The sequence below is a fragment of the Arthrobacter sp. BB-1 genome (assembly GCF_006151685.1).
GTDB lineage: Bacteria > Actinomycetota > Actinomycetes > Actinomycetales > Micrococcaceae > Arthrobacter.
In genome coordinates this window covers 53,727-71,475 of sequence record NZ_VDEV01000002.1, presented here as the reverse complement: position 1 = coordinate 71,475, position 17,749 = coordinate 53,727, and the positions used below count along the sequence as shown (strand labels likewise).

The 17,749-nt window shown below is 65.1% G+C and carries 19 protein-coding genes; 13 read left to right on the top strand and 6 right to left on the bottom strand.

The genetic code is table 11. The features are described from left to right. Window positions 1–70: 70 nt before the first annotated feature. Window positions 71–871 carry a S9 family peptidase gene (locus FHJ30_RS00695; RefSeq protein ID WP_171058871.1) on the bottom strand — a complete coding sequence of 267 codons (801 nt, stop codon included), beginning with the start codon at window positions 869–871 and terminating at the stop codon, window positions 71–73. Between the two features lie 105 nt (window positions 872–976). Between FHJ30_RS00695 and FHJ30_RS00690 the strand changes: the two genes are divergently transcribed. From FHJ30_RS00690 to FHJ30_RS00680, 3 genes are all read left to right on the top strand, one after another. Then, the gene (locus tag FHJ30_RS00690; RefSeq protein WP_139027351.1) at window positions 977–1,303 is read left to right on the top strand and encodes a GYD domain-containing protein; all 327 of its coding nucleotides are present in this window, start codon (window positions 977–979) and stop codon (window positions 1,301–1,303) included. Between the two features lie 108 nt (window positions 1,304–1,411). Further along, complete coding sequence (locus FHJ30_RS00685; protein WP_139027350.1) at window positions 1,412–2,518, top strand: GTP pyrophosphokinase family protein; 1,107 nt, start codon at window positions 1,412–1,414, stop codon at window positions 2,516–2,518. Window positions 2,519–2,795: 277 nt separating this feature from the next. Further along, a complete protein-coding gene (locus FHJ30_RS00680) occupies window positions 2,796–3,041 on the top strand; it encodes a hypothetical protein (protein WP_139027349.1) in 246 nt (81 codons plus the stop codon). A gap of 70 nt (window positions 3,042–3,111) precedes the next feature. On the opposite strand, the gene FHJ30_RS00675 is transcribed toward FHJ30_RS00680, so the two are convergent. The 3 genes from FHJ30_RS00675 to FHJ30_RS00665 form a co-directional block, all read right to left on the bottom strand. After that, a complete protein-coding gene (locus FHJ30_RS00675) occupies window positions 3,112–3,528 on the bottom strand; it encodes a polysaccharide deacetylase family protein (protein WP_240793535.1) in 417 nt (138 codons plus the stop codon). Between the two features lie 135 nt (window positions 3,529–3,663). Further along, window positions 3,664–4,851, bottom strand: coding sequence for a mandelate racemase/muconate lactonizing enzyme family protein (locus FHJ30_RS00670; RefSeq protein WP_139027348.1), 1,188 nt, complete (start codon window positions 4,849–4,851; stop codon window positions 3,664–3,666). A gap of 21 nt (window positions 4,852–4,872) precedes the next feature. Further along, window positions 4,873–5,919 carry a LacI family DNA-binding transcriptional regulator gene (locus FHJ30_RS00665; RefSeq protein ID WP_139027347.1) on the bottom strand — a complete coding sequence of 349 codons (1,047 nt, stop codon included), beginning with the start codon at window positions 5,917–5,919 and terminating at the stop codon, window positions 4,873–4,875. A gap of 244 nt (window positions 5,920–6,163) precedes the next feature. Between FHJ30_RS00665 and FHJ30_RS00660 the strand changes: the two genes are divergently transcribed. The 7 genes from FHJ30_RS00660 to FHJ30_RS00630 all read left to right on the top strand — a co-directional run bounded on the left by FHJ30_RS00660 (window position 6,164) and on the right by FHJ30_RS00630 (window position 13,460). Continuing rightward, a complete protein-coding gene (locus tag FHJ30_RS00660; protein WP_139027346.1) occupies window positions 6,164–7,492 on the top strand; it encodes an extracellular solute-binding protein in 1,329 nt (442 codons plus the stop codon). Then, a complete protein-coding gene (locus FHJ30_RS00655; RefSeq protein WP_139027345.1) occupies window positions 7,489–8,424 on the top strand; it encodes a carbohydrate ABC transporter permease in 936 nt (311 codons plus the stop codon). Before FHJ30_RS00660 ends, FHJ30_RS00655 begins: the two co-directional genes overlap by 4 nt. A 1-nt stretch (window position 8,425) precedes the next feature. Next, window positions 8,426–9,331, top strand: coding sequence for a carbohydrate ABC transporter permease (locus FHJ30_RS00650; protein WP_139027344.1), 906 nt, complete (start codon window positions 8,426–8,428; stop codon window positions 9,329–9,331). 13 nt (window positions 9,332–9,344) lie between these two features. Next, window positions 9,345–10,538 carry a Gfo/Idh/MocA family protein gene (locus FHJ30_RS00645; RefSeq protein ID WP_139027343.1) on the top strand — a complete coding sequence of 398 codons (1,194 nt, stop codon included), beginning with the start codon at window positions 9,345–9,347 and terminating at the stop codon, window positions 10,536–10,538. 37 nt (window positions 10,539–10,575) lie between these two features. Continuing rightward, window positions 10,576–11,580: a sugar phosphate isomerase/epimerase gene (locus FHJ30_RS00640; protein WP_139027342.1), complete on the top strand. Its 1,005-nt coding sequence runs from the start codon at window positions 10,576–10,578 to the stop codon at window positions 11,578–11,580. A 72-nt stretch (window positions 11,581–11,652) separates the two neighbouring features. Further along, entirely contained in the window at window positions 11,653–12,351 is a 699-nt protein-coding gene (locus FHJ30_RS00635) for a ThuA domain-containing protein (RefSeq protein ID WP_139027341.1), read from the top strand. After that, window positions 12,336–13,460 (top strand): Gfo/Idh/MocA family protein, encoded by a 1,125-nt coding sequence (locus tag FHJ30_RS00630; RefSeq protein WP_139027340.1) that lies wholly within the window; start codon window positions 12,336–12,338, stop codon window positions 13,458–13,460. The genes FHJ30_RS00635 and FHJ30_RS00630 overlap by 16 nt, the downstream gene beginning before the upstream one ends. A gap of 72 nt (window positions 13,461–13,532) precedes the next feature. Here the strand turns inward: FHJ30_RS00630 and FHJ30_RS00625 are convergent, their stop codons facing one another. Next, window positions 13,533–13,907, bottom strand: coding sequence for a YgjV family protein (locus FHJ30_RS00625; RefSeq protein WP_139027339.1), 375 nt, complete (start codon window positions 13,905–13,907; stop codon window positions 13,533–13,535). A gap of 306 nt (window positions 13,908–14,213) precedes the next feature. On the opposite strand from FHJ30_RS00625, the gene FHJ30_RS00620 reads away from it, so the two are divergent. Genes FHJ30_RS00620 through FHJ30_RS00610 form a run of 3 tightly spaced genes read left to right on the top strand, consistent with a single transcriptional unit; the run spans window position 14,214 to window position 17,458 of the window. Next, entirely contained in the window at window positions 14,214–14,621 is a 408-nt protein-coding gene (locus FHJ30_RS00620) for a helix-turn-helix transcriptional regulator (RefSeq protein WP_139027585.1), read from the top strand. Further along, complete coding sequence (locus FHJ30_RS00615; RefSeq protein WP_139027338.1) at window positions 14,618–15,040, top strand: VOC family protein; 423 nt, start codon at window positions 14,618–14,620, stop codon at window positions 15,038–15,040. Before FHJ30_RS00620 ends, FHJ30_RS00615 begins: the two co-directional genes overlap by 4 nt. Window positions 15,041–15,064: 24 nt before the next feature. After that, window positions 15,065–17,458 carry an excinuclease ABC subunit UvrA gene (locus FHJ30_RS00610; protein ID WP_139027337.1) on the top strand — a complete coding sequence of 798 codons (2,394 nt, stop codon included), beginning with the start codon at window positions 15,065–15,067 and terminating at the stop codon, window positions 17,456–17,458. On the opposite strand, the gene FHJ30_RS00605 is transcribed toward FHJ30_RS00610, so the two are convergent. Next, window positions 17,455–17,703 carry a hypothetical protein gene (locus FHJ30_RS00605; protein WP_139027336.1) on the bottom strand — a complete coding sequence of 83 codons (249 nt, stop codon included), beginning with the start codon at window positions 17,701–17,703 and terminating at the stop codon, window positions 17,455–17,457. The genes FHJ30_RS00610 and FHJ30_RS00605 overlap by 4 nt on opposite strands. Window positions 17,704–17,749 lie beyond the last annotated feature (46 nt).

Genomic DNA, 17,749 nt, shown 5'->3' with positions numbered 1-17,749 from the left:
TGCCAGAGGACCGGCTGACCAGCACGTTGCTAAGCACCATGACGCCGATGACCGCCAGCTCCGACCCGCCTTAGGCCAGCAGCTCCGCCACCAGCTCCCGGCACTTCACGTACGCCTCCGCGGCAGGATCGATCAGCGCGAAGTGGTCGCCGGGCACCATGACCAGCTGCGCGGGAACCGGCCCGGACCTGGCCGCCTCCACATAGGAGACTGACATGCCCAGCGGCACGTCGGCGTCGTCCGTTGCATGGACAGCGAAGACGGGCACGCTAAGGGGCAACGCAGCCATTGGGTCCGCGTACCTGTACCGGCCGGGAAAGTCCGACGACGGCCCGCCCAGCAGGTTGGCCACGGCACCATCGCTGAGGTTCAGTTCCTCCGCGTCACCGAGGTTGAGCAGGCCGGACTGGCTGACCACGCCGGTGAGGCCTACGCCGTCGGGGTTGGCGCCGACGGCGCGGTGCTCCGCTGCCAACCCCGGCTGCCCCAGCCGGTCCCGGCCGGCCGCCCATACTGCCAGGTGACCGCCGGCGGAGTGGCCCAGCGCCACCACTTTGGCCAGCTCCAACGCGTGCGGCCCGGCGAGCTCCTGCAGTTTGTCGATGCCCGCAAGGATGTCCTGGAAGGTAAAGGGCCAGCCGCCGCCGTTCCCCGCCCGCCGGAACTCGAGGTTCCAGGCGGCGAACCCGTGCGCGGCAAGGTCCGCGGCCAGCGGCTCGCCCAGCTCCGCGCCGTACTTCGACCGCCAGTAGCCGCCGTGGACCACCACCACCACGCCGCGGTGCGCCGCACCGCTGGGCAGTCCGGGGAGGAACAGCTCGCCCCACTGGCTGGGGTCGTCGCCGTAGTTGTACCTATGCCGCTGCACCATGTGCCGAGCGTACCGGGCAATGACGCACAAAGCCGTTGCCCTCCGGGCCGCACACTGCCATTCTGGGTCCATCCACATCCCCGCAGGAGACGAAAGGACAGGAAAATGCCTCTCTACCTGTCACGGTTCAGCTACACGCCAGAGACCTGGGGGCGGCTGATCAACAATCCCGAAGACCGGCGAAAAGCCGCGCAGGCCTATATTGAATCCGTCGGCGGAAAACTCCACGGGTTCTGGTACGCCTTCGGCAGCCACGACGGCTACAACCTCTGGGAAGCCCCGGACAACGTTTCCATGGCTGCCGTTGCGCTGGCCATCAGCGGCGGCGGCGCCTTGAGTTCGTTTGAGACAACCGTCCTGATGAGCGTTGAAGAAACGATGGAAGCCCTGCAGAAGGCGGCCGAGATCAAATACCAGCCTCCGGGTGCCTGAGCGCCTCACCCGGCATGCTCCCCAATCAGAAAGCCGGCACCCGGCAACGCGGTGAAGGCGCGGCGGCGGTGGGCGGCCCACAGCCGGAGCTCCGCCTAAGCTGGAACCATGCCGAGTCATTGGGACAGCCTGGACGCGAGCCTCCGCGAATCCGTGGAGCAGAACGTGGAGATCTATGAGCGTGTCCGCCCTGCCCTGAAGCTGGTCACGCGGGACGTCCTGCTGACCCTTCGGGACATGCTGAAGGACTCCGAGGTGACGCCGCTGTTCGTCACGGGCCGCACCAAGACCGTGGAATCGTTCAAGGAGAAGATTTCCCGGATCGAGGAACCCCTGGAGCCGGGCGGACCCCCGGTCCTGAAGTTCCCGGACCCTTTCCGGACCCTCAATGACATGGTGGGAATCCGCGTTATCACCAAGCTGCCCGCGGAGAACGCCCTGGTGGCCAACATCATCAAACACCAGCGGCAGCTCTTCGACTGCCGCGGGGACCGGGAAAAGGACATTGGCTCCATCGAGTCGGGTACCTACGGCTACTCGAGCCGGCACCTGATTCTGCGCACCATCCAGAACGAGGCCGTCAAGGAATACCAGTCGGTCTTCAATCCTGATGCCGTGCCCAACGGCAGCTACTTCTTCGAATGCCAGATCCGCACCATTTTTGCCCACGCGTGGAGCGAGATCGAGCATGACATCCGGTTCAAGGCCGAGGACCCGCGGGCCTGGACACCCCATTTCGACCGGCAGTTCACCGCCACCGCCGCCATGCTGGAAACTGTGGAGACCGCGTTCGCGGACCTGCACGAGCGCTACGAGGAAGTCCGGAGTTTCTGGGACGCCGACGGCGAAGGGGCTGCCCCGCTGACGCCGAACCGGATCCGCGACGTCTGGCGCACACTGCTCCCCCACGTTGACCGCAAGGTGGACGATGACTGGGGCTGGGCGGCCGAACTCCTCGCAGCCCACGGCCTGAACCAGACCATGCAGCTGGCCGGGCTGCTCAGTGCCAACCGCATCACCGAGGTCCGCAGGGCCCTGGACCACCGCTACTCCCCCGGGCCCGACCGCCTGCTGGACGACCTGTTGCTGTGGCAGTACGGCACCAGGCACATTGACCTCACCGCAGAAGCGGCCGAAGCCGTCCCGCACCCCCGGCGGGACAGCCTCCTGCGGCGGCTGAGGCAGATCGAGCGCTACAGGCTGACAAAGAAGTAGGGCACAGCGCGGCGGTAGGCGCCGCGCTGTGACCCCGTGAGTTCCGCCACCTTATTTTGATTCACTCAAAATAAGCCGTAACGTTGAGGTAGGCCACTGAAGCCCTGTCAGGGCTGGATGCGGGTGAACAGACCCCGAGCGCCAACGCGCCGGCTCCCCGCGCTGCATCGAAACCCCACCCCCATTGCCCCTGTGGCCACCCGCAGGACAGCAGCAATTGGGAACGGCAGGGGCCAGGCATGGCAGCCACCCAAACCTCACGCACCAGGAGAACAACATGACTCAGATACTCGAACGCCCCGTAACCCTCGAAACAACCCCGTCCGCCACCGCCAGGACACCCCGCGGAGGCAGCTACGTGACCCTGCCCGGCCACTTGGCCAACCCACACCGCACCGAGGCCGGCTACGTCTCGCTGCCCGGGAGCGGTACCAGTAGCGGGAACAGGGCCCAGGGTAGCTACGTGACACTGCACTGGGCACACTTAGGCGAGACGGAAGTCAGCTACACCCGCCGCGGCTAGCCAACCGGACTGCCCGCCGGGTTAAGTCAGCCTCGGCGGGCAGGCCTGTCGAAGCGCCACCCCTCGGACTTCACTTCAGGAATGACCTGATCGACGGCTTCGACAGTCTGGCTCCGGTCTCCGCCGGCGTCTGCCCCCAGCTTCCGCATAGCGCCCGGAAGTAACCGATTTTCGCGTCAGGAACGGCCTCGCGGATAACGGCGCTGGTCTCCTCGAGATCGGCCCTGATCGCTTCTGGAGTCCGTGCGCCCATGTTGTCGTGGTGCATGGTGTGGTTGCACAGTAAGTGGGCTGCGCCGGCGATATTGCGGACAATCTCCGGGTACTGCTTCACATGGTCTCCCCAGAGGCAGAAGGTGGCTTTGACGTGGTGCTCCTCCAGCACCGCCAGCAACTTTGGCGTGTTGATGGGGTGGAGCCCGTCGTCGAAAGGCAGGCTGAGGTACTTACCCTCGCAGCGCGAGGCAGCACCGCCGGCAGCAAACACTATTGAAGCGTCCCGGAAACCCCAAAAGTTCCGGGACGCCGTCTTTCCTGCTCTTTGTCGTGCCTCCGCAAGGACGCCAGGGTGAAGCCGCCGTGGGAGATCCTGATCAGGGGGCCGATGGCACAGGCCCCTGGCTCAGATAACCGGCACGCCGTCGAGGTTGAAGTAGGACCGGGCGTCCGGTGGCCTGATGTCTGCCACTGCGTCATTGAAGATGCGCATGGGATGGGGCGTGTAGGGGTGCTCGGCAATCGCCTCGAAGTCGAGTTCTATTCCCAGCCCCACCCCCTCGGGGATGAGGATGTCACCCTCCGCGGTCAACCGGAGGCGCTCATTGGAGATCTCGCTCCGCCACGGCACGTCGGAGGCCATGATTTCGAGGTATCGGAAGTTGGGCAGCATTGCCCCGAGCTGCAAGGTGGCTGCGGTGCTGAGTGGTCCGCTGGGGTTGTGGGGTGCAAACGGGATGTAATGGGCTGCGGCCAGCGTGGAGATGAAGGACAGTTCCAGCAGGCCCCCTGCATGTGTCACGTCCGGCTGTACGTAGTCCACGGCATGCCGTGCCAGGGCGGGGACGAAAGTGTTGCGTCCGAACCAGCGCTCACCGGCAGCGATTGGTACTGGTGACTTGGAGCGTATCTCCACGAGGGAATCGATCCCGTCCGGCGGACATGGTTCTTCGAAGAACACCGGCTGGAACTGCTCTATTTCACGGGCAACCCGGATTGCGGTGGGGACATCGAAACGGCCGTGTCCTTCAATGAACAGCTCGATGTCGTCACCTACGGCCTCCCGGACGGCGGCGACGGGCTCGAGCATGCGCCGCAGGTCCCGCGGCTCGAGGGTGAGGTCAGCGGCTTCGAAGGGATCCCACTTGAGTCCGCGGAAGCCCTGGGCAACTGTCTGGACGGCGGCGTCTGCGAAATCCTCTGGTGATCTGGCTCCGGAGAACCAGCCATTGGCGTAGGCGCGGACCCTGTCGCGGACCTGGCCCCCGAGCATGCGGTGGACAGGCACACCCAGCGCGCGTGCCGAAACGTCCCACATGGCCATTTCGAGGGCGCTGAGAGCGGTCATGGTCACAGGTCCCCCGCGCCAGTAGGCGTCGCGGTTGAGTTCGTAGATGTTCTGGGCGATCCGTGTGGGGTCCTTGCCGCGGACAGCGTCGGCGAGGACCGCGACGGCGCCGCGGACCGCATGCTCCTGGCCTTCAAGCGTTGCTTCGGCGATGCCGGTGAGGCCGGAATCCGTGTGCAGGCGGACGAAGATGAGGTTTGTCCGGTAGAAGTCGACAACAACTGTGTCGAGGTCGGTGATTTTCATGGGTGCAGTCCCCTGTTCCTTTTACGCGACTGCAGGAGGAACTGTGGAATCGCGGACGATCAGGTGGGTGGCAAGTTCCACGCGGTGCGAGTCGGGGAATTCGCCGTGGGCCTGCCGCAGCACTGATCGCAGCGCTGCGCGGCCCATCTCTTCCAGCGGCTGGGCTACGGAACTGAGAGAGGGGACGGATTCGGCTCCCTGCTTGGTTCCGTCGAAACCGATGAGGCTCATGTCTTCGGGGATCCGGATACCATTTCGTCCTGCTTCGCTGAGGACACCCAGGGCGATGGTGTCGCTGCCTGCAAAGATCGCTGTGGGGAGCTGGTCGAGTTTGAGCAGCTTCTGGAACCCCTCAACACCGCCTTCCCGCCGGAATTTCCCGCCCGAAACGACGTACCGGGAATCCACCGCGATGCCGCGGGCCATCAGGGCCGCCATGTAGCCGTGCAGCCGCGCCTGGTTGCACTCCGCGTTTTCGATCCCGCCGATGTAGGCAATGCGGCGGTGCCCCAGATCGAGGAGGTGTTCTGTGGCGGCCTTGCCGCCGGCCCAGTTCGTGGCGCCCACGCTGACCACATCAGCCGACGGCGGATTGAGCGGATCGATGACGACGACGGGAATTTTACGGCGCCGGAACGCCTGCAGCTGTGCCTCGCTGAAGGCTGAGGTCACCACAATCATCCCAGCCCTTCCCTCGTCCAGCATGCGCTGGGCGCGCCGCTCAGGGCTTGGCAGGCTGGAGTTTCCTCGGCCCGTGACACTGACCAGGATCTCCACGTCGGCACTTGCTGCGAACTGCAGAATCCCGTTGAGGACCTCGATCATGTAGGCCGAGTCCAGGACGTCGATTACCACTTCGACAACAGTTGCGGAGTCCGCCGTGGCCCGTCGCAGCTGGGGCGACTGGTAGCCGGACTGCTCCAGCGCTGCCAGGATACGGGCGCGCGTTTCCGGAGCAACGTCTTCCCGGCCGTTCACCACTTTGGACACTGTGGGCGCCGAGACGCCGGCCTGCCGCGCCACAGAGGCCAGCGTCGGCTTCGTCCGCGGCGGCGTTTTCGTTGTCATGGCGATCGCAATCTTTCGAATGTTTCGGAAATCCAATTCTTTCGGCGGACACGATAGGAGTCAAGAGGGGTCCGGGTGAACGTAGGATCGGCCGAAAATTATGCGAACTTCCTCTTGACCAAAGCGGAGGTAGCGGCTTTAGTTTAGAGAGTGACCTAAACCACAGCTTCGAAATATTTCGAAAAGTGGCATTGGAGCCGAAGCTCCAATACTTGCAAAGAAGCAAATTCCAGATGGAGAAGCAATGAAGCAGCCTCAGTCCTCCCGCCGCTCTTTCCTCGCCCTTGCCGCCCTCACCCCCTTCGCCGTCGCTGCGACCGCGGCGTGCGGGACGTCCGGCCCGGGCACCTCCAGCGGCGGCGGTGGCGCCAGCATGTGGTACCTCTCCGGTCAACCGAACGAGACCACCATGCAGAAGGCAGTGGACGCCTTCAACTCGGCAAACCCCGAGAACAAGATCACGGTGACGTACTTCCAGAACGACGCCTACAAGACCAAGATCAAAACCGCGATCGGCGCGGGCCAGGCCCCCACCATCATCTACGGCTGGGGCGGCGGCACGCTGAAGACCTACGCAGAGGCCAACCAGGTGGACGACCTCACCAGCTGGTTTGAAGAAAACCCGGACCTGAAAAAGAAGTTCTTCCCGTCCTCCTTCGGTGCAGCCACCGTCAACGGCAAGATCTATGCCTTGCCCAACCAGTATGTTGCTCCGATTGTCCTGTTCTACAACAAGGAACTGTTCGAGAAGGCCGGCGTCCAGCCGCCCAAGACCTGGGACGACGTCATGTCGCTGGTCAAGACCTTCAACGACATGGGCGTGGCACCTTTCTCCCTCGGTGGACAGTCCCGCTGGACCTCCATGATGTGGCTGGAATACCTCCTGGACCGCATCGGCGGCCACGAAGTCTTCAACGCCATCTTCGAAGGCAAACCCAATGCCTGGATGGACCCGGCCGTCATTGAGACCGGCACCAAGATCCAGGAACTCGTCTCGGCAGAAGGTTTCATCAAGGGCTTCTCCTCGATCACCGCAGACTCCAACGCGGACCAGGCCCTCCTGTTCACCGGCAAGGCAGCCATGATGCTGCACGGCACCTGGACCTACGGCGGCATGAAGAAGAACGGCCAGAACTTCGTCCAGGACGGAAAACTGGGCTTCGTCCAGTTCCCCACGGTTCCGGGCGGAAAGGGCAACCCCAAGAACGGCGTCGGAAACCCGGCCCAGTACATGTCGATCTCCTCCAAGGCCACCGACAAGGAAAAGGAGTCGGCGAAGAAGTTCTTCAAGGACGGCATCCTGACCGAGACGGTGATCGATACCTACATCAACTCCGGGTCTGTGCCCATCGTCAACGGCATCGAAAACAAGCTGGACACGTCCCCCGACAAGGACTTCCTGAACTTCGTCTACGACCTTGCCAAGAACGCGCCGAACTTCCAGCAGTCCTGGGACCAGGCGCTTAGCCCCACGGCCGCCGAGACCCTGCTGAACAACATCGACCAGCTTTTCCTGAAGTCGATCACGCCGCAGCAGTTCGCCGAGAACATGAATGCAACCCTCGGAAAATGAGTAACGCCGTCTCCACCGCGCGCCGGACTACTGCCGTAAGGGGTGAGTCCGAGCAAGCCGGAAAGCGCAAGGCTGCCCTCGCATGGCTGACCGTGCCCGCCCTGTTCTTCTTCCTGGTCTTCGCCGTGGTGCCGCTGGCCGGCGTGTTCATCCTGAGCTTCGCCAGCTGGGACGGCATCGGTGCCATCGGCGTGGCAGGCATGGACAACTGGTTCTCCGTCCTCGCGGACCCCGGGCTGTACAACGCCCTGGGGCTGACCTTCCTGATCATGATCGCTTCCTGGCTCGTGCAGACTCCGATCAGCCTGCTCCTGGGAGTCTTCACGGCAGGAAGCCAGCGCTACCGGGCCGCCTTGGCCGTGCTGTACTTCCTGCCGCTGCTCCTCTCCTCGGCAGCCGTGGCCATTGCTTTCAAGGCACTGCTGGATCCAAATTTCGGCCTGGCCACCGGACTGGGGCTGCCCTTCCTGGCCCAAGACTGGCTGGGAGTCCCTCACCTGGCCCTGGGCCTGGTGATCTTTGTGATCGCTTGGCAGTTCGTGCCGTTCCACACGCTGATCTACCAAGGCGGCGTGCGGCAGATCCCCAGGTCGCTGTACGAAGCCGCAGAGATCGATGGGGCCGGAACCATCAAGCAGTTCTTCCACATCACGCTGCCCCAGTTGAAGTACACCATCATCACCTCTTCCACCCTGATGGTGGTGGGGTCGCTGACGTACTTCGACCTGATCTTCGTCCTCACCGGCGGCGGCCCGGGCAACTCGACCAGGATCCTGGCCCTGGACATGTACCTCCGGGGCTTCCGGGCCAACCTGATGGGCCCCGCCAGCGTCATCGCCGTCATCCTCGTACTCATCGGCCTTGCCCTTGCCTTGCTCCTCCAGCGCCTCGGAGGCAAGGACAAGCAGGGCAGCCAACTGGAAGGTCTGTAGCGTGAGCACCGTCTTGAACACCAGCACGGAGGAAACCGGGGCTGGTTCCGCTGCCGCCTCGCCAGCCCGCGCCCCCGGCTTCGCGTCCCGGTTGCGGCGGCTCAACATCCCAGCGGGTCTGGGTGGTTGGATCTGGCTCGCCATCATCATCATTCCGGTGTACTACGTGGTGATCACCAGCCTGAAGACACAGGAAGGCTACTTCGGCCAGAACCCGCTGGCACTTCCCACGGCACCCACACTGGAAAACTACCAACTGGTCCTTGAAGCCGACTTTGCGAAGTACTTCATGAACAGTGCCATCGTCACCATTGGTTCTGTAGCCCCCGCCGTGCTGATTTCCTTCATGGCCTCCTTTGCCATCGTCCGGGGCAGCGGCAGGTTCCTCAAAATGGTCAACGGCATGTTCCTGATGGGACTGGCGATCCCACTCCAGGCGACGATCATCCCCATCTACCTGATGATCATCCGCCTGAACCTGTACGACAGCCTGCTTGCGCTGATGCTGCCATCCATTGCCTTTGCCATACCCCTGACGGTACTGATCCTCTCCAACTTCATCCGCGACGTTCCGAATGAACTGTTCGAATCGATGCGGCTGGACGGCTGCAGTGAGTGGCAGATCATGTGGCGGCTGGCCTTCCCGCTGACCCGTCCGGCCATCGTGACCGTCGCCATCTACAACGGCCTGCACGTCTGGAACGGGTTCCTGCTTCCGCTGGTCCTCACCCAGAGCCCCGGGTTGCGCGTCCTGCCCCTTGCGTTGTGGAGCTTCCAGGGCGAGTACAGCGTCAACATCCCGGCGGTGCTCGCCTCGGTGATGCTGAGCACGCTGCCCATCCTGGTGCTCTACGTCGTGGGCCGCCGCCAGCTCCTCAGCGGCCTCACTGCGGGCTTCAGCAAATAGAAAGGACATTCCTATGACCACCGCAAAGCCCCTTCGCGTGGGAATGGTGGGCTACGCCTTCATGGGTGCAGCCCACTCCCACGCCTGGCGCACCGCGCCCCGGTTCTTCGACCTGCCGCTGCAGCCGCAGCTCGCCGCCGTCGCCGGCCGGAACGCTGACGCCGCCAAGGCCGCAGCCGACAAGCTTGGCTGGGAATCGGTGGAGACGGACTGGCGCCGCCTGATCGAGCGGGACGACATCGACCTGATCGACATCTGCACCCCCGGCGACACCCATGCCGAGATTGCGATCGCAGCCCTCGAGGCCGGCAAGCATGTGCTGTGTGAGAAGCCGCTGGCCAACTCCGTGGAGGAAGCCGAGCGGATGACCCTGGCGGCAGAGACCGCGGCGAAGCAGGGCATCTTCTCGATGTGCGGCTTCAGCTACCGCCGCACGCCTGCCCTGGCGCTGGCCAAGCGGTTCGTGGAACAGGGCCGGCTGGGCGACCTCCGGCATATCCGGGCACAGTACCTGCAGGACTGGCTCTCGGACGCCGACGCCCCCATGACCTGGCGGCTGGACAAGAGCAAATCCGGGTCCGGGTCCCTGGGGGACATCGGGGCGCACAGCATTGACGCCGCCCAGTGGGTTACCGGGCAGAACATCACCGGCGTCTCGGCACTGCTGGAAACGTTTGTCCCGGAACGCCCGCTGGCCGGCGACCTGGTGGGCCTGGGCGGCCACGGCGACCTCAGCAGCGACGCGCCCCGAGGCAAGGTCACCGTTGATGACGCGGCCATCTTCAGTGCAAAGTTCGACGGCGGCGCCGCCTCCGCAGGTGCCGTCGGCGTCTTCGAAGCGACGCGGTACGCGCTGGGCAGGAAGAACGCAATGCGCCTGGAAATCAACGGCACCAAGGGTTCCTTGGCCTTTGATTTCGAGGACATGAACGTCCTGTCCTTCTATGACGCGGCCGAGTCCCCGGACGCCGGCTTCCGCCGGATTTTCGTCACCGAACCGGAGCACCCGTACGTGGGCAACTGGTGGCCCACCGGCCACGGACTGGGCTACGAGCACGGCTTCACCCACCAGGTGGTGGACCTCGTTACCGCGATCGGTGAAGGCCGCCAGCCCGAACCGTCTTTTGCCGATGCCCTGCAGGTCCAGCGGGTCCTCGCGGCCGTGGAATCCAGCGCCGCGAACTCCAGCCAATGGCAAAAAGTCTGAGCAACGCCGCCAGCTTCAGTACAACCAAGGAACCGCAATGACACGACCAATCACGCTTTTTACCGGCCAGTGGGCCGACCTGCCGTTTGAGGAGGTGGCCCGGCTCGCCGGCGAGTGGGGCTTTGACGGGCTCGAGATCGCCTGCTGGGGAGACCACCTGGACCCCCGCCGCGCTGCCGAGGACGACAACTACCTCCAGGGCCGGCTGGACATCCTCGAGAAGAACAACCTGCAGGTCTTCGCCATCGCCAACCACCTCACTGGCCAGGCCGTGTGCGACGACCCCATCGATGAGCGGCACCAGGGCATCCTGTCCGCAGAAATCTGGGGCGACGGCGATCCTGAAGGAGTCCGCCGCCGGGCAGCAGAGTCCATGAAGGACACCGCCCGGGCCGCCGCCCGCCTGGGCGTCAAAACGGTGACAGGCTTCACCGGATCCTCCATCTGGAAAGCCGTCGCCATGTTCCCGCCCGCCTCCCAGGCCATGATCGACGCCGGGTACCAGGACTTCGCGGACCGGTGGAACCCCATCCTGGACGTCTTCGACGAAGTGGGCGTCCGTTTCGCCCTGGAGGTCCACCCGTCCGAAATCGCCTACGACTACTGGACGGCAAAGCGCGCCCTGGAAGCGATCGGGCACCGCAAGAGCTTCGGTCTGAACTTCGATCCGTCCCACTTCATCTGGCAGGACCTGGACCCGGTGATGTTCCTGCAGGACTTTGCAGAACACATCCTCCACGTCCATGTGAAGGAATCCGTCCGCCAGCTGGACGGCCGCAACGGCCGCCTGGGCTCCCACCTGGCTTGGGCCGATCCCCGGCGCGGCTGGGACTTCGTCACCGCGGGGCACGGGGACGTGCAGTGGAACCGGATCTTCCGGACCCTGAACGCCATCGGCTACAGCGGCCCCACCAGCATCGAGTGGGAGGACGCCGGCATGGACCGACTCGTCGGCGCCCCGCAGGCCCTGGCGATGGTCAAGGAACTGGCCAGGATCGCCCCGCCGGCAGCCGCGTTCGACGCCGCCTTCGCCAGCCGCTGACCCTACCTTTCACCGGCCCACCTGCTTTCACCGGCCCCCTGCGGCCGGCAGCCAAACAAAAGGAAACCCGAAATGACAGATCGCAAGAGTGCCCTGGTGGTGCGCGGCGGCTGGGACGGCCACCAGCCGTACGAGGCCACCGAGCTCTTTATCCCCTTCCTCAAAGACAACGGCTACGACGTCCGGATCGAGGAGTCGCCCAAGGTCTACGCGGACGCCGACTACATGGCAGGGGTGGACCTGGTCATGCAGTGCATGACCATGACCACCATTGAAAAAGACGAGTTCGCCGGGCTGCGCGCGGCGGTGGAAAACGGCACAGGCCTGGCCGGGTGGCACGGCGGCATCGCCGATTCCTACCGCAACAATTCCGACTACCTGCACCTCATCGGCGGCCAGTTCGCCTGCCACCCCGGCAAGCACCCGGACGAATGCATCGGCGAGCAGTCCGACAACTACGTGCCCTACACCGTCAACATGCTGCCAGCCGCCGCGGAGCACCCCATCACCAAGGGCATCAAGGACTTTGACCTGGTGACTGAACAGTACTGGGTGCTCTCCGACGACTACATCGACGTCCTGGCCACCACCACCCAGAAGGTGCGCGAGTGGGACCCCTGGAACCGCGAAGTCACCTCCCCCGCCATCTGGACCCGCCAGTGGGGCAAGGGCCGCATCTTCGTGGTCACCCCCGGGCACCGTGTGGAAATCCTCCAGGACCAGAACGTCCGCACCATCATCGAAAGGGGCCTGCTGTGGGCAAGCCGTTGAAAGTGGGAATCGTTGGCTGCGGAGCCATCATCGCCCAGTACCTCGCCAACTTCCGCAAGCTCAACCAGATTGAACTGGTGGCGGTGGCGGACCTGGACCCGGCGCGGGCGCAGGCTGTGGCGGAGCAGTACGAGGGCGTCCGGGCGCTGTCCGTGGACGAACTGCTCGTCGCGGACGACGTCGAACTTGTCCTGAACCTGACCATCCCCGCCGCGCACGCCGAAGTGGCGCTGAAAGCGATCGCCGCCGGAAAGAGCGTATACGGCGAGAAGCCGCTCGCTGCAACAACTGCCGAAGCACGTGAGGTGCTGGACGCGGCACGCAAGGCAGGTGTCGCCGTCGGCTGCGCCCCTGACACGGTGCTCGGCACCGGCATCCAGACGGCACGCAAGGCCATTGATGACGGACTGATCGGTGCGCCGATCTCGGCCAGCGCCACCATGGTGACGCCCGGCCACGAGCGCTGGCATCCGAACCCGGACTTCTACTACCAGCCCGGCGGCGGGCCGCTCCTGGACATGGGTCCGTACTACGTGACCGCCCTTGTCACCCTGCTGGGCCCCGTAGTCTCGGTCATCGGCGCAGCGAGCCACACGCGCAATGAGCGCACCATCGGTTCGGGACCGCGCCAGGGCGAAAAGGTCCCGGTGGACATCGACTCCCACGTCACCGGCGTCCTGGTCCACGCCTCCGGTGCGCTGTCCACGCTGTTCATGAGCTTCGACGCCGTGAAGTCCAAGTCCCCGAACATCGAAATCCACGGCGAGCGCGGGTCGTTGGTGGTGCCGGACCCGAACCACTTCGACGGCGACGTGGAACTGTTCTCCCTCGGTGCCGAGGACTGGGAAACCCTTCCAGTGTCCGCCGGCTACGTCGACGCCGGGCGCGGCTTCGGCATCGCCGACCTTGCCTCCACCCCTGAGGGCGCTGAGCCCCGCGCAGGCGGCACCCTCGCCTACCACGCCCTGGAAGTCATGGAATCAGTGCTCGAATCAGCGCACAGCGGTGCGGCCGTACGCATCAGCAGCACGGTTGAGCGGCCGACGAGCGTGGAATTGACCGTCCTCGCTGAGGATGTGGACGCGCTCCAGGCCCAGGAAGCTTCCTAAAAGGGCCTGCGCCCCCGGACGTGCGCGCGTTGAGGCGGTCAGCGCGTTGAGCCGGTCAGCGCGCTGAGCGCCTCAGCGCACCGGGCGGTGACCGCCGTCGTCGCCGTGAACGGAACCAGTAAGAACCTCAACAACAGCCATTTGGCCGGTGGTGTCCGGGACGCCAGGGAACTGAACCTGCGGGTCCTCAGGCGGCACCACCGGCGGCTGGCCCCCCGACCGCATGCGCACAAGCGCAATGGCGGAAATGAGGAACCAGGCCACATTCGTGACCACGGAAGGCCATGCTTCGTGGACTGATCCGTTGATGATGAAGGCGACGGCGCCGAGGAGGTTCGCGGTCTGGAAACCTTTCCCGGCCTTCAACCAACCCATGGAAACGGCCAGGTATGCACTGAGGATCGCAACCGCGCCGGCCCAGCCGGCAATCTCCCACAGCAGTTCCATGGAGTCCTCTCAGGGGTTGTGCCCGGCAGGCAGGGGCCAGGCAAAGGGTGTTGATGGTTTTGGGGGTGGGTTATTGCCGGAGGCCACTGCTGGCTGGATCAGGCCTTGCCGGACAAACCGTTTACTCGAGCCCGTAAGCAGGCGAGGACCTCGTTTGTTGGTCGGCGGGATAATCATACCCTGCGCGAACATGAGATTAACGCGCACGGCGGGGGCCTCCCCGGCCTCTGGACAACTCCGCCAAGGAGTAGCACGATCTGAGTTGTGACCCCCCATCCAGCTACTGACCCGCACCTGCGCGAACTCATGCTGCTGCGCCGCGTCAAGGACCGGATCGACCGGGAGTACGCGCAGCCGCTGGACGTCGAATCCCTGGCCCGGGGAGTCCACATGTCAGCCGGGCACCTCAGCCGCAGGTTCAAGCTCGCCTACCAGGAATCCCCCTACAGCTACCTGATGACCCGCCGCATCGAACGGGCCATGGCGCTCCTCCGCCGCGGCGACCTCTCCGTCACGGAGGTGTGCTTCGCCGTCGGCTGTTCCTCGCTGGGGACGTTCAGCACCCGCTTCACCGAACTGGTGGGGATGCCGCCCAGCACCTACAAACAGGAAGCGGCGATGTCCACGGCGGGCATCCCCGCGTGCGTGGCGAAACAGGTCACCAGACCGGTCAGGAATCGAGAAGCGCCCGCGCCGGAGCCGCAATTAGCATGACTGCCATGAACAACATCAGCATTTCCTCAACCTTCCTTCCGCACACCGATCCGGACGCCTCGCTGGCGTTCTACCGCGACGCCCTGGGCTTCGAGGTCCGCAACGACGTTGGCCGCGGCACCATGCGCTGGATCACCGTGGGTCCCGCCGGACAGCCTGATGTGTCCATCGTCCTGCACCCGCCGGCCGTGGACCCGGGCATCACGGACGACGAGCGCCGCACCATCGCGGAGATGATGGCCAAGGGCACCTACGCCACCGTCATCCTGTCCGCACCTGACGTGGACGAGGCGTTCGCAAAAGTCGAGGCGACCGGGGCCGACGTGGTCCAGGAGCCGGTGGACCAGCCGTACGGGATCCGCGACTGCGCCTTCCGCGACCCGGCAGGGAACACCGTCCGCATCAACCAGCAGCCGTAAGCCGCACCAAGCACAGGGAGACGCATGAGCACGGACACAGGCACCCACAGCCATACCGAAACAACTGGCGTGCACATCGCTGACACCCACGGACTTATCCGCGTGCAGGGGGCACGGGAGAACAACCTCAAGGACATCAGCGTCGAGCTGCCCAAACGCCGGCTGACCGTGTTTACCGGCGTCTCCGGCTCCGGCAAGAGTTCGCTGGTGTTCGCCACCATCGCCGCAGAGTCGCAGCGCCTGATCAACGAAACCTACAGCGCCTTTGTCCAGGGCTTTATGCCCTCGCTGGCACGGCCCGAGGTGGACTTCCTGGAAGGGCTCACGACGGCGATCATCGTGGACCAGGAGCGCATGGGCGCCAACCCGCGCTCCACCGTGGGGACGGCCACCGACGCCCACGCGATGCTGCGCATCCTTTTCAGCCGGCTGGGCTCCCCCTATGTGGGCCCGCCCACGGCCTATTCCTTCAACGTTCCCACGCGCAAGGCCAGCGGCGTGATGTCCACGGAAAAGGGCGGACGTGTCGAGAAAGCCGTGGTCCAGCAGGCCGTGTACCTGGGCGGCATGTGCCCGCGGTGCGAGGGGATGGGCAACGTCAGCGACATTGACCGCACCGCACTGTACGACGACGAAAAGTCCCTGAGCGAGGGCGCGCTCCTTGTTCCGGGCTACTCCATGGACGGCTGGTACGGACGCCTGTTCGAGGGCATGGGCCTGCCCATGGACAAGCCCATCGCCAAGTTCACCAAGAAGCAGCTGGACACGATGCTCTACGCGGAGCCCACCAAGATCAAGGTGGAGGGCATCAACCTGACGTTCGAGGGGATCATTCCCAAGATCCAGAAGTCCATGCTGTCCAAGGACCCTGAGGCGATGCAGCCCCACGTCCGCCGGTTCGTGGAGCGGGCGGTCACCTTCCAGACCTGCCCCGAGTGCCACGGGACCCGGCTCACCCAGCAGGCCCTGTCCTCCAGGATCAACGGCAAGAACATCGCCGAGCTGTGCCAGATGCAGATCAGCGACCTCGCCGGCTGGGTCCGCGGCCTCAGGGACCCTTCCGTGGCTCCCCTGCTCAAGGGCCTCCAGCACCTGCTGGACTCCTTCTCCGACATCGGCCTGGGCTACCTCAGCCTGGACCGGCCCGCCGGCACCCTCTCCGGCGGTGAAGCCCAGCGCACCAAGATGATCCGGCACCTCGGGTCCTCCCTCACGGACGTCACGTACGTCTTCGATGAGCCCTCCATCGGCCTTCATCCGCACGACATCGAGCGGATGAACCAGCTCCTGCTGCAGCTGCGGGACAAGGGAAACACCGTCCTGGTGGTGGAGCACAAACCTGAAATGATCACCATCGCGGACCACGTCGTCGACCTCGGACCGGGGGCGGGCACCAACGGCGGCGCGGTCTGCTTCGAGGGCACCGTGGAGGGGTTGCGGTCCAGCGACACCATCACGGGGCGGCACCTGGAGGACCGCGCGTCTTTGAAGGACGGTGTCCGGAAGGCTGCCGGGGCGCTGGAGGTCCGCGGCGCGTCCACGCACAACCTGCAGGCGGTCGACGTCGATATCCCCCTGGGCGTCCTGACGGTGGTGACGGGCGTGGCCGGGTCGGGAAAGAGTTCGCTGATCCACGGCTCGGTGGCCAAGCGCGAAGGCGTGGTGGTGATCGACCAGGGCGCCATCCGGGGCTCCCGGCGCAGCAACCCGGCCACCTACACCGGCCTGCTGGAGCCCATCCGCAAGGCGTTCGCCAAGGCCAACGGGGTGAAGCCCGCGCTGTTCAGCTCCAACTCCGAGGGCGCGTGCCCCACCTGCAACGGCGCCGGTGTCATCTTCACCGAGCTGGGTGTCATGGCCACCGTCGAGTCCCCGTGCGAGGACTGTGAAGGCCGGCGCTTCCAGGCGTCCGTCCTTGAATACACCCTCGGCGGGCAGAACATCGCCGACGTGCTGGCCATGTCCGTGACCGAGGCGGCCGCCTTCTTCGCCGAGGGCGAGGCCAAAACACCGGCTGCCCGGACCATCCTTGACCGGCTGGAGGACGTGGGCCTGGGCTACCTCAGCCTTGGCCAGCCGCTCACCACGCTCTCCGGCGGCGAGCGCCAACGGCTCAAGCTCGCCACGCAGATGGCGGAGAAGGGCGACGTCTACGTGCTGGACGAGCCCACCACCGGCCTGCACCTCGCCGATGTGGAGAACCTGCTGGGCCTGCTGGACCGGCTCGTCGACTCCGGCAAATCGGTGATTGTCATCGAGCACCACCAGGCGGTCATGGCGCACGCCGATTGGCTCATCGACCTGGGCCCGGGAGCAGGGCACGACGGCGGCCGGATCGTTTTTGAGGGCACGCCGGCCGAGCTGGTGGCTGACGCCTCCACGCTCACCGGCAGGCACCTGGCGGCATATGTTGGCTAGGGCCCGGCTGCCGCGACCCTGACTTCACGGTAATGGGCTGGCATGCGCACTACGGTGAGCTCAGACATGTCCAGGAGGCACCGGTCACCCGTCACCGTGTCAAGGATCCAGAAAAGCCCATGGTCCGGGAGTGAATCCATGACCGGCCCGCGGTGGACCAGGGCGCCCCTGTGGAACGCTTCGATGGCGTCCCCCGGTGCCAGTTCAGGGCAGGAGTCGACAAATATGCGGTCATTGCGTGTCATGACGGGTCCTCTCGACTGTTCCGGAAAGTTCCCCCCACCCCGAATT

What these genes read in the sequence shown, in the direction of transcription:
- FHJ30_RS00605 (WP_139027336.1), bottom strand. Translation starts at nt 17,703, where the DNA reads ATGACACGCAATGACCGCATATTTGTCGACTCCTGCCCTGAACTGGCA.
- FHJ30_RS00660 (WP_139027346.1), top strand. Translation starts at nt 6,164, where the DNA reads ATGAAGCAGCCTCAGTCCTCCCGCCGCTCTTTCCTCGCCCTTGCCGCC.
- FHJ30_RS00640 (WP_139027342.1), top strand. Translation starts at nt 10,576, where the DNA reads ATGACACGACCAATCACGCTTTTTACCGGCCAGTGGGCCGACCTGCCG.
- FHJ30_RS00685 (WP_139027350.1), top strand. Translation starts at nt 1,412, where the DNA reads ATGCCGAGTCATTGGGACAGCCTGGACGCGAGCCTCCGCGAATCCGTG.
- FHJ30_RS00665 (WP_139027347.1), bottom strand. Translation starts at nt 5,919, where the DNA reads ATGACAACGAAAACGCCGCCGCGGACGAAGCCGACGCTGGCCTCTGTG.
- FHJ30_RS00620 (WP_139027585.1), top strand. Translation starts at nt 14,214, where the DNA reads ATGCTGCTGCGCCGCGTCAAGGACCGGATCGACCGGGAGTACGCGCAG.
- FHJ30_RS00615 (WP_139027338.1), top strand. Translation starts at nt 14,618, where the DNA reads ATGACTGCCATGAACAACATCAGCATTTCCTCAACCTTCCTTCCGCAC.
- FHJ30_RS00635 (WP_139027341.1), top strand. Translation starts at nt 11,653, where the DNA reads ATGACAGATCGCAAGAGTGCCCTGGTGGTGCGCGGCGGCTGGGACGGC.
- FHJ30_RS00625 (WP_139027339.1), bottom strand. Translation starts at nt 13,907, where the DNA reads ATGGAACTGCTGTGGGAGATTGCCGGCTGGGCCGGCGCGGTTGCGATC.
- FHJ30_RS00655 (WP_139027345.1), top strand. Translation starts at nt 7,489, where the DNA reads ATGAGTAACGCCGTCTCCACCGCGCGCCGGACTACTGCCGTAAGGGGT.
- FHJ30_RS00680 (WP_139027349.1), top strand. Translation starts at nt 2,796, where the DNA reads ATGACTCAGATACTCGAACGCCCCGTAACCCTCGAAACAACCCCGTCC.
- FHJ30_RS00695 (WP_171058871.1), bottom strand. Translation starts at nt 871, where the DNA reads ATGGTGCAGCGGCATAGGTACAACTACGGCGACGACCCCAGCCAGTGG.
- FHJ30_RS00610 (WP_139027337.1), top strand. Translation starts at nt 15,065, where the DNA reads ATGAGCACGGACACAGGCACCCACAGCCATACCGAAACAACTGGCGTG.
- FHJ30_RS00670 (WP_139027348.1), bottom strand. Translation starts at nt 4,851, where the DNA reads ATGAAAATCACCGACCTCGACACAGTTGTTGTCGACTTCTACCGGACA.
- FHJ30_RS00645 (WP_139027343.1), top strand. Translation starts at nt 9,345, where the DNA reads ATGACCACCGCAAAGCCCCTTCGCGTGGGAATGGTGGGCTACGCCTTC.
- FHJ30_RS00690 (WP_139027351.1), top strand. Translation starts at nt 977, where the DNA reads ATGCCTCTCTACCTGTCACGGTTCAGCTACACGCCAGAGACCTGGGGG.